This window comes from Cupriavidus sp. GW821-FHT07C08, assembly GCF_059419025.1.
This window is the reverse complement of sequence record NZ_JBWKQZ010000018.1, coordinates 154,719-169,118: the sequence shown is the minus strand read 5'-3', so window position 1 is coordinate 169,118 and position 14,400 is coordinate 154,719. Positions and strand designations below refer to the sequence as shown.

Here is a 14,400-nt window from a genome sequence, read left to right as displayed (position 1 = left end):
CCTTGGGGGTGGACACGGTAGCACTGGAGTCCACCGGGGTGTACTGGATCCCCGTCTACGAGGTGCTGGAACAGCATGGCCTGACGGTGTGGCTGGTCGATACGCGGCAGCTCAAGTACGTACCCGGGCGCAAGAGCGACGTGCAGGACTGCCAGTGGCTGCAGAGGCTGATGAGCCTGGGGCTGCTGCGCGCGGCCTGGCGCCCCAATGGCGACGTCTGTGTGGTGCGGGCCGTAGCCCGTCAGCGCGAGGTGTTGCTCATCGAGCAGGCCAGTTGGGTGCAGCGCATGCAGAAAGCGCTGGTGCAGATGAACCTCCAGCTCACCGAGGTGCTCAGCGACGTCATGGGGCAGACCGGCCAGGCCATCATCCGCGCCATCGTCGCCGGCGAGCGCGACCCCAAGGTATTGGCCCGGCACCGCCACAGCCGCATCAAGGCCAGCGCCGAGCAGATCACCAAGGCCTTGACGGGCAACTGGCGCGAGGAGCACCTGTTCGTGCTGGGCCAGGCACTGGCCATGTACGACGACATCGCCAGGCATCTGCTCGAGTGCGACGCGAAGCTACGAACGTTGCTGGCCGAGCGCAGCGCGTCTTGCGTCGATCTCGGCAAAGCCCCCAGGGCCAGTGCCAAGGCGCGCTTAGAGTTCGACGTACGCCAGGCGCTAGCCAACTGGGCCGGCGTGGACCTCACGCGCATCGACGGGCTAGGGGTGACGGCGGTGATGAAGCTGCTGTCGGAGATTGGCCCGGATCTCAGTCGATTCGCCAGCGTCAAGCACTTCTGTTCGTGGCTGGGGCTATGTCCGGGCACCAAGATCAGCGGCGGCAAGGTGCTGTCCTCGACCACCAAACGATCAGCCAACCGTGCGCGTCAGGCGTTGAAGATGGCGGCGATGAGCCTAGCCCACAGCGACTCCGCACTCGGCGCGTTCTACCGCCGGCTGTGCGCCCGCATGGACAAACCGCGCGCCAATACCGCTGTCGCCCATAAACTCGCGCGCATGGTCTACTTCATGCTGACCCGTGGCGAAGCCTTCGTCGACCAGGGCCAGCAGCACTATGAGGAGCAGCAGCGCCAGCGCAGTATTGCCGCGCTCAAACGCCGCGCCGCCGCGCTCGGCTTCCAGATCCATCCCGTGGAGGTCGCCGCGTGAATCCAGCCGCCTTCAGTTTGGTTTCTCATGAGCCCCCGGCCACCGTCAACGGCCGGCCCCACCCCCTGCATCCTTGGGCCCGCGGCCAACGCGGGCCACAACAGTCCATTGCGGGTAACACATTGAGTGGAATCAATGTGTTACGCCTCCGTTCGTGAAAGCTACGGGTCCGTCACCGATACTGGAATCAAGGCAGCACGCCATTATCCAGAACCAACCGAGACCCCCATGCGCCTGTTCCTCAGGTACCGCCCGCTGGACATCTATCCCGACCCGATCGACGCCAGGGTTGCCGAACTGCACGAGCTTGCCGAAGACGTCCATGCCAGGCACGCGCGCAAGTGGCGCCGGCATGGCACGATGCTGACTCCGCTTGACGGCGCGGATCGCAGATTTCCGGCCGGCGACCCGGAAACGCGGCATTAGATTAAGGAAGATTCCTCTCTGCGCTCGGAAATGTGAACAAGTGTCATATCCGGTTGGCAAGGATATGACCCCTGCGAAAGAATGGGTACCGTACGCGGCAGGCTCGATTGGCGAGCCCACCGCTGCAACCCTTTTCCTGACGCAGCGAAATGAATCGAACCACCCGGGAATGCGTGATGGCGTTGATTTCCAGCTTGCGTGCCAAGGGGCCCATGCCCCGGCACCAGCTTGCCGCCGCCAGCCGCCTGAACGCCGCGGAACTGACGCGTGCGCTGAAGTCCGCCCGCCAGATGGGCGTGGTCGCCTACGCCGGCGAGCCTGAATCGCCGGCCGAGGCCGATACCCCGCTAGTGCTGACCGGCCGGCCCTTGCCGCCGCCGCGGCGCGTGGCGCCGGCACCGCGCGAAAGCAAGCCGCATTTCGAGCCGCTGCTGGATGTCTGGGGCATTGCCCGCCCTACCACGCTGCGGCGCAGCCATCCGTCGTAGCGTCTTCGCCGCATAGCGGGGTCTTCCGACTCGCCCTCGCCGGCATGCCGTTCTTACAAAGGCAGGTAAAGCGCACACGCGCCTGAACCGGCCAAGGCTTGCCTTTACCCCCTGGGGCGCCGCCTGCACGCCTGGGGCAGCCCACGTGCCGCGCCGGTACGGAACTTGCGCGACGCTTCTGGCTGAATCTCCCCGAAGCGTGCGACATGAGGCAACACAACCCGCCCGGCACCACCGCGCCCCCCGCCACTGGCCCTCCGCATGATTGCCAGGCCCCGCTCGGCTTTACGCCGGAGCCGGGGCGCAATTGCTGGCGCGTCGAGTCCTGCCAGCGCTTTGCCATGCTGGTCGACGCCGACGCCTACTTCCGCGCGCTGCGCGAAGCGCTGCCGCGAGCCGAGCACACCATCTTCATCCTGGGCTGGGATATCGACAGCCGCATGGAACTGGTGCCGCAGGGCGCGCAGGACGGCCTGCCGGCGGGCCTGCGAGACTTCCTGTGCGCGCTGGCGGACCAGCGCCCCGAACTGCGCATCTACATCCTGAGCTGGGACTACGCCATGGTGATGGCGATGGAGCGCGAGTGGCTGCCGTCCGCCAGCGCGCACTGGCAGGCGCACCGGCACCTGTCGTTCCGGCTTGACGGCAACCATCCCCCCGGCGCCTCGCACCACCAGAAGGTGGTCGTCATCGACAACAAGCTCGCCTTTGTCGGCGGGCTGGACCTGACGCTGCGCCGCTGGGACGACAGCTGCCATGCCCCCGTCGCGCCGCTGCGCGTGGCCGAAGGCAAGCCCTACCCGCCCTTCCATGACGTGCAGTGCGCGCTCGACGGCCCCGCCGCGGCGGCGCTGGGCACCCTGTGCGCGGCGCGCTGGCTGCGCGCCAGCGGCAGCCAGCCGCGCCCGGTTGAGGCCACCTCGTCAGACCCGTGGCCGCCAGGCCTGGCGCCGGAGCTGACCGACGTGCGCGTCGCCATCGCCCGCACCATGCCCATGTGCGAGGACGAGCCCGGTGTCAGCGAGATCCGCATGCTGCTGCGCGATGCTATCGCCTCCGCCCGGCACAGCATCTACATGGAGAACCAGTACTTCAGTTCGCACGAGATCGCCAAGGCGCTGGAGGCACGGCTGGGGCACGAGGACGGCCCCGATATCGTGCTGGTGTCGCGACGCAACGAGAGCGGCTGGCTCGAAGCGCACAGCATGGGCGTGCTGCGCGCGCGCCTGTACCGCCGCCTGCGCGCAGCCGACACGCAGGAACGCTTCTGCCTGTACTGCCCGTCGATTCCGGGGCTGATGCCCGAATGCGTCAACGTGCACAGCAAGGTCACGGTGATCGACGACGACCTCATCACCATCGGCTCGTCCAACCTCAGCAACCGCTCGCTGGGGCTGGATACCGAGTGCAATATCGTGGTGGTGTCGGGCGGCGACCCGCGCGTGCAGGCGGCCATTGCCGCCATGCGCGCACGGCTGCTGGGCGAGCACCTGAATGTGGCACCCGAAACCTTCCAGGCCGAGGTCGCCGCCACCCGCAGCGTGCTTGCGGCCATCCGCAAACTGCAGCGCGCGGACGGACGCTCGCTGGAAGCCTACGAGCCGCCGTTGCCGGACGATGTCGATGCCGCCTCGCCGGCGGCCAACCTGCTGGACCCGATCGAGCCGATCGACAGCGACCAGGTGCTGGCCGAGTTCGTCAGTCATGAGGCACGCCCGCGCGTGCTCGGGCGCGTCGGGATGATGGTGGCGCTGGCGCTGCTGCTGGCGGGGCTGGCGTTTGCGTGGCGCCATACGCCGCTGCGCGAATGGGCGGACTTCCGCGCGCTGCTCGGCGTGGTCGAGCAGTTGGACGACATGCCACTGGCACCGCTGGCGATGATGGGCGTCTACCTGGCCGGCGCGGTGACGATGCTGCCGGTGACGCTGCTGATCCTGGTAACCGTGGTCATATTCGGCCCGCTCTATGGCGCCGCGCTGGCGCTGTGCGGCACCGTGCTGAGCACCGGCGCGGGCTACCTGGCCGGCCGCTTGCTGGGGCGCAATGCCGTGCGCCGCTTTGGCGGCAGGCGGCTGAACCGGGTCAGCCACCAGCTGGGCAAGCACGGGGTGGTGGCAATGGTGGTGCTGCGGCTGGTGCCGATTGCACCGTTCGCGCTGGTCAACCTGGTGATCGGTGCATCGCGCATCAGCCTGCGCGACTGCCTGCTCGGCACCGCGCTGGGCATGCTGCCCGGCATTATGGTGGCTGCCTGCCTGGTGAACCGCGTCGCCGCCGCTGCGCGCGATCCGGGCCTGTTCACGTTCGCCTTGCTGGCACTGGTGCTACTGGTGCCGGCATCGCTGCTGCTGGTGCTGCGCCGCCGGCGCCGGCGCCGTGCCGAGGGCGGCGCCGCGCGCCCGCAAGACGATCCGCCCGGCCCCCGCGGGCGGCTGGCACGGCTGGCGGCACTGCGCCGCCAGGCTTAACGCTGGCGGCGATAGCTGGCGTTTATGAACTGGGCCCACTCGCCGTTCTCGCCCAGCATGTAGGACGTCAGCGTGCGGTGGTCGTCGTCAGTGAAGGTGATCACGTCGCGGTACTGGGCCATGCGGCCATTGCCGGAACAATCGGGCCCCTCGGCACGCAGCGTCAGTTGCTGGCCGCCGGCGTCGAGCTCGCCTTCATAGATCCACAGGTGGGTCATCATCGAGCCGATGAAGGTCCCCACGAAATGCTTGCGGGCGGGGTCGTAGCCGAGCGTCATGACCGTGGTGGACAGGCCGCAGCCGGGCATGTCGCCCTGCGTCACGCACTGGACCCAGACGTCGCCGACGCTGCTCACGCGCTCGGGGATCTCCCACTTCTGCACCGGCTGGTCCGGTCCCATCGATGCCTCGCCTTCGGTGATCCAGTTGCCCACCAGCCGTTGCAGCCAGCGGTGCTCCTTCTGCGCTTCGGTCTTCATTCGCGGTCTCCTTGGGTTGCAGCCACAGATGCTTGTGGATGCCGTACACATAGCCTAGCAAATGAAATGGACAGTGTCCACTTTTGCCTGTAATTGGCTGTGCTGCGTTGGCCTGACGCGCTGATTGACATGCAGGTATTTGCCTGCATATACTCCCCTCACGCACAAACACAACGGATGGGATGGACGCTGACAAGGTTTTCAAGGCGCTGGGTGACCCGACACGCAGAAAGCTGCTCGACCTGCTGTGCGAGAGGAACGGGCAGACGCTGGGCGAGCTCTGCGAGCACCTGGACATGGCGCGGCAATCGGCCACCCAGCACATCGGGATCCTCGAGGCGGCCAATCTGGTGAGCACCGTCCGGCGTGGCCGGGAGAAGCTGCATTTCATCAACCCGGTGCCGCTGCACGAGGTCTACGAGCGCTGGGTGCGGAAATTCGAACGTCAGCGGCTCAGCCTGCTGCACGACCTGAAGAACGAACTCGAAGGAGATCAGCAATGAGCCAGGAGAAGACCAGCTTCGTTTATGTGACCTACATCCGCTCGACGCCGGAAAAGGTGTTCGAGGCCATCACGAAACCGGAGATCGCGCGGCGCTACTGGGGCCACGAGAACGTCTCCGACTGGAAGCCCGGATCGGCCTGGGAGCACGTGCGCGCCAACGAGCAGCGCACGGTCCAGGTGGTCGGCAAGGTAGTCGAGGCCGCGCCGCCGACGCGCCTGGTCATCACGTGGGCGAACCCCTCGCAGGCCGCCGATCCGGCCAGCTACAGCCGCGTGAGTTTCGACATCGAGGCGTACGAGGAGATGGTGCGGCTGACCGTCACCCACGACGAACTCGAGGCCGGCAGCGGGATGGACAAGGGCATCAGGCAGGGCTGGCCGATCGTTCTTTCCAGCCTGAAGTCCCTGCTGGAAACAGGGCAGGCCATCGACGTCTTCGCCAAGCCGAAGGCAGCCCGAACCGGGAGTTGCTCATGACCCAGCCCTACACCGGCGGATGCGCGTGCGGCGCGATCCGCTACGCAACCAGGCACGCGCCCGTCTTCCAGAACCACTGCCAGTGCCGCGACTGCCAGCGGCGCAGCGGCACCGGGCACGGCTCCTACCTGACCTTTCCCGCGCGCGCCGAGATGACCATCACTGGTGAAGCCACGCACTGGGAGGTCGCGGGCGACAGCGGCAACGTGAAGGTCCACGCCTTTTGCCCGGTCTGCGGCACGCCGGTCTTCCTGCGCTTTGCCGCGATGCCGGAGCTGATCGCGGTCCACGCGGGCAGCCTGGACGACCCGGACCGCTTCATGCCGCAGGTCCTCACCTACAGCGCCCGCGCGCCGGCGTGGGACGCCATCGATCCTTCACTGCAGGCATTCGAGCGGATGCCGGCCGGCTAGGACCGTCAGGCCCTATTGCGGCAGCCTGACCTTGGGCACCACGAACTGGTTGCCCGGGGCGCGCAGCACGTCGCACTGGACCTTGGCCTTGCGCACGGCGCCGTCCTGCGCCAGGTATTCGACGTCGGCCACCACGCTGTAGGCGTCTTCGGCCACCTTGCGGGTCTTGCCGCCGATCCACTTGAAGCTGGCGGGATTGGGCAGCGCTGCCTTGACCGCCTTCCTGCAGGCGACCGGGGCCTCCGGGGCCTCGTCCTTGCCGCGCGGCTTTGGTGCGTCATCTTGCCCGGCAGCCAGCGCCGCCGACGCGCACGTGACCGACAACGCCATTACCAGCGCGGTGGACAGGAAACGCGGAAAAAGCGGCGAAAGCATCTTGAACTCCTGGGCTGTGGCAGAACTGGACGCCACATTCTAACGCCGGCGCCGATGCCGTTCAGGCCACGGCATGGGCACAAAAGTTCCCCTGGCGCCACTGCCAGGCAGCGCTAGCGCCGCACGCAGGCCTTGTAGGTGAACTTGTCGCCACGAAACATGAATTCGGAGAAAGCCAGCGGCTTGTCGTCGATGTCGTGCGGCGTGAAACGGATGCGCAGCAGCGGCTCGCCCGGCGCCACCTTGAGGCGGCGCGCGGTTTCGGCATTGGCAGGGATTGCCGCGCTCTCCGTGTGCAGGTACTTGAGGCGATAACCCAGGCGGGCTTCCACGATCATCAGTGCATCGTGACGTTCAAGGTCGTGCTCCAGGATCGCGCGCATCAGGGGTTCCGGCGCCATCGTAATGCCCACCGCCACCGGGGCGCCGGCCACTGACTTGAGCATGGTCACGCACAGCAGCTTTGTTCCCGGTGGCAGGCGCAGCGCATCGGTGGCGATGGCCGGCGCCGCAATCAGACGCGTCGACAGCAGCTTGCCGTGCGCTTCATGCCCGCGCGCGCGCATGTAGTCGAAAAAGCCAGTCAACGGCCCCAGGTCCGCCTGCCCCGCCGGACGGCTGACAAAGCTGCCCTTGCCGTGCACCGTCTCGATCAGCCCTTCGGCAAGCAGCGATGCCAGCGACTGGCGCACGGTGATGCGGCTGACGCCGAATTCAGCCATCAGCTCAGACTCGGACGGCAGCTTGATGCCCGGAGTCCATTCATTGTTGACTATGCGCTGGCGCAGCGCGCCTTCGATCTGCTTGAAGCGAGGCAGGGAACTTGTTGTCACGAGATTGATGGTGTTCACGTCATGTTCGATGCGGGCGTCCACTTATCATAACAACATTGACTCATCATAACATGTTATGACAACATGCTCCGACACACCAATGACAAGATTCGCGGCGCCGTTCCACACGTTATGGCGCACGCATACGGAGACAAACGCCATGAACCAGCCTGCTGCGCCCTTCCTTGCCGGCGCACCCATCGACACGCCCCAGGAAGCCCTCACCGCCGCAGCGGCGCTGCCGCTGGTGCTTGCCACCTATCCGCTGTTTGAAAGCCTGCGCACCTGCCGGCTGCAGACCTGCGTAGCGCAGGCCACGGGCTACGGCCGTGCCCCCGTCAACGTGCTGTCGGCCAGCACGCACCAGTGGACGCACAAGGACCGCGACGTCGTCACCCCGGCCAACGACCTGCTCTACTTCTGCGCCTGGGTCAACCTGGGCGACGGCCCGGTCACGCTGCACGTGCCCGCACTGCCGGACGCCAGCCGCTATTACGTGGTGGAGCTGCTGGACGCCTGGACCAACAACTTCGAGAACCTGGGCCCGCGCAATGTGCCCGCGGCCGGCGCCGACATCGTGCTGGCCGGCCCCGGACAGCAGGCCGAAGGCGACCACGTGGTGCGCTGCCCCACGTCACTGGTCTGGCTGCTGGGCCGCGTGCTGGTGACCGGTGCCGACGACCTGCCGGCGGCGAGCGCCTTCGAGAACGGCTTCCACCTGTCCGGCGGCACCAGGATGCAGCCCGCCTGCGTGCGCGAGTGGCAGGAAGGCGGCGAGCCCGCGCTGGACTTCTTCGCCAACATCTTCAACGCCCTGCGCGAGTATCCTGCCGAGCCTTCTGCCGCGGGCCTGCTGTCGTTGCTGCGCAAATGCGGCATCCGCGCCGGCGACGCCGTCGATGTGGGCGCGCTGCGGCCTGCGGTGCAACGGGGCCTGGTCCGCGCCTGGCACGAAGGCATGGCCCTGATCGAGGCCAACACCCGCAGCCATGCACGCAAGAGCTGGACCTACAGCCTGCTGCTGGGCCGATATGGCGACGACTGGATGCAGCGCGCGGTTACCGCGATGAAGGGCCTGGGCGCACTGCGCGCCGACGAGGCCGTCTATGCCGTTGCCGACTACGACGCCGACGGCGAACTGCTGCACGGCCGCCACGCCTACGCCCTGCACTTCCCGGCGGGACACCTGCCGCCGGCGCAGGCGTTCTGGTCGGTCTCGCTCTACGGCGCCGACCGCTTCTTCACCGACAACGCCATCGGGCGCTATGCGCTGGGCGACCGCAGCCCCGGGCTGCAATACGATGCCGACGGTGGCCTCACGCTGACCATCTCGCACCAGCGCCCCACGCAGGCGCAGGACAACTGGCTGCCGGCACCGGACGGCCCGTTCTACCTGATCCTGCGGCTCTACCACCCGACCGATGGCTTCATGGCCGGCGACTACGTGATCCCGCCCTTGCGGCGCGTCGCCTGATGGAGCACGCCATGGAACCCCACGACAACCAGCTCGGCGCGCTGGCGTGCGACGCGGTGCGCTACACGCTGCCACTGTACGAGATGGCGCGCATGCGCGCCGCCACCTGCCCGCGGCGCGATGGCGCCGGGGTCTTTGCCGGCGACGGGCCCGACTCCACGCTGCGCTGGATCAACACGGTCACGCACGTGCGCACGCTGCTCGGGCCGCAACACCGGCAGGTCGTGACCCCGAACAACGACACGCTCTACACCAATGCGTGGCTCGACCTGTCCAACGGCCCGCTGCTGCTAGATGTGCCCGACTGCCGCGGCCGCTACTACGTGCTCGGCCTGCTCGACGCCTACACCAACCCGTTCGGCTATATCGGCACCCGCACCACCGGCACGCAAGGCGGCACGTGGCTTCTGCATGGGCCAGCCTGGCGCGGCGAGGTGCCGGCCGGTGCAACGCCGCTGCCCTGCCCCACCAACGCGGTCTGGATCATCGGCCGCATCCTGGCCGATGGCGAAGCCGATTTGCCGGGTGCACATGCCCTGCAGGACGGTATCCGCCTACGCCGGCCAGACGGCACCAGCGCAGCAACCGTATTCGATGCGGGCATGCAAGCCGGCGAGCGGCCAGTCGATCCCGACCGCTACGCCGCCGTCGTCACCCGCATGCTGCGCGAGAACCCGCCACCCGCGGCCGAAGCGGAACTGGTCCGCAGCTTTGTTCCGGCCGGCATCGGCAGCATTGCGCCGCTGACCGGGGCACAGCGCGCGGCGCTGGCCACCGCGCTGACGCAGGTCGACGCGGAACTGGCCGCGCCCAGGGCCTCCGCGCTGGGCGGCGGCTGGTTCCTGCCGGTGGAAATCCGCACCTCGTTCGGCACCCACTACGCTCTGCGCGCCGAAGTGGCGCGCAACTACATCGGTGCGCTAGGCGTTGAGGAAGCCATGTACCTGATGGCCGATTGCGATGGCGACGGCTTGCCGCTGGACGGCACGCACCAGTATGAACTGATGTTTCCCCGGCAAGGACTACCCCAGGTGGGCGCATTCTGGTCGCTGACCATGTACCGTAAATCGGACTGCATGCTGGTCGAGAACCCCCTGCAGCGCTACTCGCTGGGCGACCGCTCGCCGGCCCTGCGCTCGGCGCCCGATGGCAGCCTGCGCATCGTGCTGGGCGCGCAACCCCCTTCGGAGAACGCCCTGGCCGGTAACTGGCTGCCGGCACCCGCGGAGCCGTTCTATGTAGCGTTGCGCCTCTACGTGCCCGGCATCACGCACCTGGAACGCGGCTTCAGCTATCCACCCATCCGCCGCATGAAGGAGCCATCATGAATCGGACCTCAATCTTCGCCCGGGCCGTGCTGACGGCCGGCCTGGCGATGCTGTGCCTGGCCAGCCCCGCGCAGGCGCAAACGTATCCGTCGCGACCGGTCAAGCTGGTGTCGCCATATGGCGCTGGCGGCTCCAATGACATCTCTGCCCGCATCCTTGCCGAGGCACTTGGCCACAAGCTTGGCCAGCAGCTGGTGGTGGAGAACAAGCCTGGCGCAGGCACGCGCCTGGCCACCGAGCAGGTGGCCCATGCCGCGCCGGACGGCTACACGCTGCTGTGGGCCGCCGCGCCCTTCGCCATCAATACCGCGGCTGGCATCGCCCAGCGCTACGACGTCCGCAAGGACTTCGTGCCAGTGGGGCCGCGCGTGCTGGGCCCGGTCTTTTTGATCGTCAACGCCAGCTCGCCGGCTCGCACCGTGTCCGACTTCGTGCGCATGGCCCGGGACAAGCCGGATGGCGTGACGCTGGCCTCCCCGGGCGCAGGCTCCGGCCCGCACCTGACCGCCGAACTGTTCGGGCAGGTCGGCAAGTTCAAGCTGCTGAATGTCCACTACCGCGGCGACGCCACCGCCTATACCGAACTGCTGGCCGGCCGCGCGGACGCCACCCTGACCGCCATCACCTCGGCGCTGCCCTTTATCAAGGCCGGCAAGCTGCGCGTGCTGGCAGTGGCCTCGGAACAGCGTTCGCCGGTCTATCCGGATGCGCCCACCTTTGCCGAGCAGGGTTACCCGGGCATGGTCGGCTACGGCTGGTTCGGCCTGGTCGCGCCGGCCGGCACGCCGCCCGCCGTCTCCGAGCGCTTGAACCGCGAGGCATCGGCCGTGCTGGCCGATGCCGAGATCCGCAAGAAGCTGCTGGGGCTGGGGCTTGAGCCGCAGCCCGAGCCGGGCAGCGCGTTTTCCGCCTTCATCGACCAGGAGATCGGCAAATGGGGCAAGCTGATCAAGGCGCGCGGCATCAAGCTGGAGTGAGACCTCCCCTTCGACGTAGGGCAACACGTGACAATCGATCCCAAGGAGACAACGCCATTATGATGACCGCTGCCCCCCTGCTGCGCGGCCCGCTACTGCAAGCCGCCCTGCCCCTGCTCACCGTGCTGGCCCTGGCCGCCGCGCCCGCCCCGGCCGGCGCACAGGGCGCCTACCCGGCCAAGCCCATCCACCTGATCGTCGCCTACCCGCCGGGCGGGTTGACCGACACGCTGGCGCGCACCATCGGCGATGGCCTGTCGCGCCAGCTCGGCAAGACGGTGGTGGTCGAGAACAAGGGCGGCGCCGGCGGCATCATCGGCACCGACTACGTCGCCAAGTCGGCGCCTGACGGCTATACGCTGCTGATGACCATTCCCGGCCCGATCACGTCCAACCTGGCGCTGTACAAGAAGCTGCCCTACGATCCGCGCACCGAACTGCGCCCGATCTCCGACATCGCCACCGCGCGCACCGTGCTGGCGGTCAACAGCAGCGTGCCGGCCAGGACCGTTGCCGAACTGCTGGCCTATGCCAAGGCATCGCCCGGCAAGCTGCGCATGGGGTCGTGGGGCCCGGGCACGCAGCCGCATACCATCCAGACCTACCTTGCCAGGCAATACCAGGCGGACATGCTGCACGTGCCCTACCGCGGCGAAGGGCCGATGGTGACCGACCTGCTGGCCGGCCAGGTCAACGTGACGGTGGGCTCCGTGACCGCGCTCAAGCAACACTTCGCCACCGGCAAGCTGCGGCCCCTCGCGGTCACCGGCACGCGACGCGCACAGGGTCTGCCAGACGTGCCAACCTTCGCCGAGGCCGGCTACGCCGACGAACCGTTCAGGCTGACCGGCCCGATCACGCTGATGGCGCCCGCGAAGACGCCGCAGGACATCATCGACCGCCTGGGCCGCGAGACCGCCAGCCTGGTCGCCAGCGCCGACATGCAGCGGCGCATCGTGGACATGGGCGCGGAACCGCTCGGCAATACGCCGGCACAGGCGGAGGCGGCGTACAAGGCGTACTTGCCGGTGGTGCTGAAGCTGACTGCGGATACCGGGGTGACGCTGGATTGACAGCCGCAGCGTGAACCGGTCGTGCCGGCGACTGCATGCTACAGTCGTCGGCAACAGGCATCCCGTGAACACGCACGCATGAAAACGCTGCTGATCGTCTATCACACCATGACCGGAGGCACCCGGCAGATGGCCGAGGCCGCCGCTGACGCGGCCCGCCAGCAGCCCGGCGTCACAGTCGTGCTCAAGACTGCTGCCGAGACCGGCCCGGACGATGTCCTTGCCGCCGACGGCTATCTCTTCGCCACGCCGGAGAACCTGGCCGCCATGGCAGGGATGATGAAGGACTTCTTCGACCGCTGCTATTACGCCGCGCTGGACCGCATCAACGGCCGCCCCTACGCCACCATGATCTGCGCCGGCAGCGATGGCGAGAATGCGCTGCGCCAGATCGACCGCATCGCCACCGGCTGGCGGCTCAACGGCGTGGCGCCGGGGCTGATCGTCTGTACGCATGCGCAGACGCCTGAGCGCATCCTTGCGCCCAAGCAGATCGAAGCCGGGGACCTGGCGCGTTGCGCGGAGCTGGGTGAGGGGTTGGCGGCGGGGTTGGGTCTTGGGGTGTTCTGATGGCACGCAGGGGCCGTCCGGCGCTACGGGGCGGGGCGGGCCCGTTCAGGCAGCAAGTGGTGAGATGCCGCGCGATGTGTCGTTGCCGCCCTCTTCCTCCTGCACGATCAGCGCGACGCCACGCCGCCTGGCCGCAGCCATACCGATATTGACGGCGATTTCGCGATCCTCGCAGTGCACCAGGCCCTTGCGGGCACTTTCGACCGTCAGTTCCCAGCCTTGCGCCGTCTGCCTGATCAGGAAGTTCGCAGCCATGGGTCGCTCCGTCGTTGGTGTTCTTGCAGCGTAGTCCATCGGCCTGCCAATGAAATCGGCGTCAGTCCGATAGCGTGCGGGCACTTCTCCTACACCAGGGTAGGGACGGTCAAATCCAGGCGCCGTACATGACACACAATAATCGCGGAAATATGATTGTTGATGCATGTCATGGTTATAACTCCCCGATCGATCCAAAAATCCTCCTCGACTACGAGAAACCTGAGCCCCGGACCCGCGGGAAACCGTGCCGCGCACGATGACACGCCGGGTCATGATTATCGGTGACAGGCCCGGGCAAGCCGGATCAGCAACCGGCACTTTGCCCGCGCCCATTCCGATATATCTCCAGGAGGAGACCCACGGATGTACACGATATCGCCGGCACGGCTGTGGCCGGCTCACCGGGCCCGGTTCCGCGCGCCAGGCCCGCGCTTCCCGGCAAGAGCCTGCTGCAGGATGTGGAGCAGATCCGCCTGGCAATTGAAATGATTGGCCTGGGCGCCCGCCTGCAGGTGCTGGAATCCGAAGTGTCGCTGCCACGCGTGCGGCTGATCCGGCTGTACAAGGAGCTGTGCGGGGTGTCGCCGCCCAAGGGCATGCTGCCGTTCTCCACGGACTGGTTTGTCTCCTGGCGCCCGAATGCCCATGCCTCGATGCTGCTTGGCGCCTACCGCTTCATGACCAGCCGCGGCAGCCTGGACGGGATCCGCGCGGTCTTGTCCAGCTACCGCATGTACCGCGAACAGCTGTGCGCCACCGGCGAGGCCTCGCAGCTGAGCTTTACCCGCGCCTGGACGCTGGTGCGCTTCTATGAGCGCGGCATGCTGCGGCTGGCGCGCTGCAGGGACTGCCGGGGTGAGTATGTCGTGCAGGCCGACGATGCGCGCCACCGCTACGTCTGCGGGCTATGCCTGCCGCCGGCGCGCGCAGGCAAGTGCCGCAAACCCGCGCCGGCGGCGCTGGCCGGCTGACGCCGCGCAAGGCGTCCCAGTGTCTGCCGCCGCACAGTCCGGTGCACGGCAGGCTTCCATGATGAGTGCTTCTGCCATCCAGGCCGCCGGCGTTTCAGGCCGGCCCCGCTTGTATCAGGGAGCCTCGC

General features: G+C 67.6%; 17 protein-coding genes. 13 read left to right on the top strand and 4 right to left on the bottom strand.

Translation table 11 applies throughout. The annotated features are described in order from the left end of the window. The 4 genes from AC07UK_RS22520 to AC07UK_RS22505 form a co-directional block, all read left to right on the top strand. Window positions 1-1,157, top strand: a 1,157-nt coding sequence (locus tag AC07UK_RS22520) for an IS110 family RNA-guided transposase (protein WP_494693890.1), incomplete at its 5' end; no start/stop codon positions are given. A 228-nt stretch (window positions 1,158-1,385) separates the two neighbouring features. Further along, the gene (locus tag AC07UK_RS22515; RefSeq protein WP_436223737.1) at window positions 1,386-1,583 is read left to right on the top strand and encodes a hypothetical protein; all 198 of its coding nucleotides are present in this window, start codon (window positions 1,386-1,388) and stop codon (window positions 1,581-1,583) included. A 149-nt stretch (window positions 1,584-1,732) separates the two neighbouring features. Next, on the top strand, window positions 1,733-2,071 hold the full coding sequence (locus AC07UK_RS22510) for a hypothetical protein (RefSeq protein WP_228772612.1): 339 nt from the start codon (window positions 1,733-1,735) through the stop codon (window positions 2,069-2,071). A 206-nt stretch (window positions 2,072-2,277) separates the two neighbouring features. Continuing rightward, a complete protein-coding gene (locus tag AC07UK_RS22505; RefSeq protein ID WP_436223738.1) occupies window positions 2,278-4,539 on the top strand; it encodes a VTT domain-containing protein in 2,262 nt (753 codons plus the stop codon). On the opposite strand, the gene AC07UK_RS22500 is transcribed toward AC07UK_RS22505, so the two are convergent. Beyond that, window positions 4,536-5,018 carry a DUF1579 domain-containing protein gene (locus tag AC07UK_RS22500; protein WP_436223739.1) on the bottom strand — a complete coding sequence of 161 codons (483 nt, stop codon included), beginning with the start codon at window positions 5,016-5,018 and terminating at the stop codon, window positions 4,536-4,538. The two genes, AC07UK_RS22505 and AC07UK_RS22500, sit on opposite strands and share 4 nt — an antisense overlap. 182 nt (window positions 5,019-5,200) lie before the next feature. On the opposite strand from AC07UK_RS22500, the gene AC07UK_RS22495 reads away from it, so the two are divergent. From AC07UK_RS22495 to AC07UK_RS22485, 3 genes are read left to right on the top strand one after another with little or no spacing between them, the layout of a single operon-like run. Then, window positions 5,201-5,521, top strand: coding sequence for an ArsR/SmtB family transcription factor (locus AC07UK_RS22495; protein WP_114135412.1), 321 nt, complete (start codon window positions 5,201-5,203; stop codon window positions 5,519-5,521). After that, the gene (locus tag AC07UK_RS22490; protein WP_436223740.1) at window positions 5,518-6,000 is read left to right on the top strand and encodes an SRPBCC family protein; all 483 of its coding nucleotides are present in this window, start codon (window positions 5,518-5,520) and stop codon (window positions 5,998-6,000) included. Before AC07UK_RS22495 ends, AC07UK_RS22490 begins: the two co-directional genes overlap by 4 nt. Next, window positions 5,997-6,413, top strand: a complete 417-nt coding sequence (locus AC07UK_RS22485) for a GFA family protein (protein WP_436223741.1) — start codon at window positions 5,997-5,999, stop codon at window positions 6,411-6,413. The genes AC07UK_RS22490 and AC07UK_RS22485 overlap by 4 nt, the downstream gene beginning before the upstream one ends. A gap of 12 nt (window positions 6,414-6,425) precedes the next feature. Here AC07UK_RS22485 and AC07UK_RS22480 read toward each other — a convergent pair whose 3' ends face one another. Both AC07UK_RS22480 and AC07UK_RS22475 read right to left on the bottom strand, forming a co-directional pair. Continuing rightward, on the bottom strand, window positions 6,426-6,788 hold the full coding sequence (locus AC07UK_RS22480; RefSeq protein WP_436223742.1) for a DUF2880 domain-containing protein: 363 nt from the start codon (window positions 6,786-6,788) through the stop codon (window positions 6,426-6,428). Window positions 6,789-6,901: 113 nt separating this feature from the next. After that, on the bottom strand, window positions 6,902-7,639 hold the full coding sequence (locus tag AC07UK_RS22475; protein WP_436223743.1) for a GntR family transcriptional regulator: 738 nt from the start codon (window positions 7,637-7,639) through the stop codon (window positions 6,902-6,904). Between the two features lie 142 nt (window positions 7,640-7,781). On the opposite strand from AC07UK_RS22475, the gene AC07UK_RS22470 reads away from it, so the two are divergent. The 5 genes from AC07UK_RS22470 to AC07UK_RS22450 all read left to right on the top strand — a co-directional run bounded on the left by AC07UK_RS22470 (window position 7,782) and on the right by AC07UK_RS22450 (window position 13,043). Continuing rightward, window positions 7,782-9,095: a DUF1254 domain-containing protein gene (locus tag AC07UK_RS22470; RefSeq protein ID WP_436223744.1), complete on the top strand. Its 1,314-nt coding sequence runs from the start codon at window positions 7,782-7,784 to the stop codon at window positions 9,093-9,095. 11 nt (window positions 9,096-9,106) lie between these two features. Next, on the top strand, window positions 9,107-10,423 hold the full coding sequence (locus AC07UK_RS22465; protein WP_436223745.1) for a DUF1254 domain-containing protein: 1,317 nt from the start codon (window positions 9,107-9,109) through the stop codon (window positions 10,421-10,423). Then, window positions 10,420-11,400, top strand: coding sequence for a Bug family tripartite tricarboxylate transporter substrate binding protein (locus AC07UK_RS22460; RefSeq protein ID WP_436223746.1), 981 nt, complete (start codon window positions 10,420-10,422; stop codon window positions 11,398-11,400). Before AC07UK_RS22465 ends, AC07UK_RS22460 begins: the two co-directional genes overlap by 4 nt. 59 nt (window positions 11,401-11,459) lie before the next feature. Next, window positions 11,460-12,473, top strand: a complete 1,014-nt coding sequence (locus AC07UK_RS22455; protein WP_436223747.1) for a Bug family tripartite tricarboxylate transporter substrate binding protein — start codon at window positions 11,460-11,462, stop codon at window positions 12,471-12,473. A gap of 78 nt (window positions 12,474-12,551) precedes the next feature. Beyond that, window positions 12,552-13,043: a flavodoxin family protein gene (locus AC07UK_RS22450; RefSeq protein WP_436223748.1), complete on the top strand. Its 492-nt coding sequence runs from the start codon at window positions 12,552-12,554 to the stop codon at window positions 13,041-13,043. A 45-nt stretch (window positions 13,044-13,088) separates the two neighbouring features. On the opposite strand, the gene AC07UK_RS22445 is transcribed toward AC07UK_RS22450, so the two are convergent. Next, a complete protein-coding gene (locus AC07UK_RS22445; protein WP_041228585.1) occupies window positions 13,089-13,298 on the bottom strand; it encodes a transposase in 210 nt (69 codons plus the stop codon). Window positions 13,299-13,690: 392 nt separating this feature from the next. Here AC07UK_RS22445 and flhC point away from each other — a divergent pair, with 392 nt between their 5' ends. Beyond that, the gene (flhC, locus tag AC07UK_RS22440; protein WP_436223749.1) at window positions 13,691-14,272 is read left to right on the top strand and encodes a flagellar transcriptional regulator FlhC; all 582 of its coding nucleotides are present in this window, start codon (window positions 13,691-13,693) and stop codon (window positions 14,270-14,272) included. Window positions 14,273-14,400 lie beyond the last annotated feature (128 nt).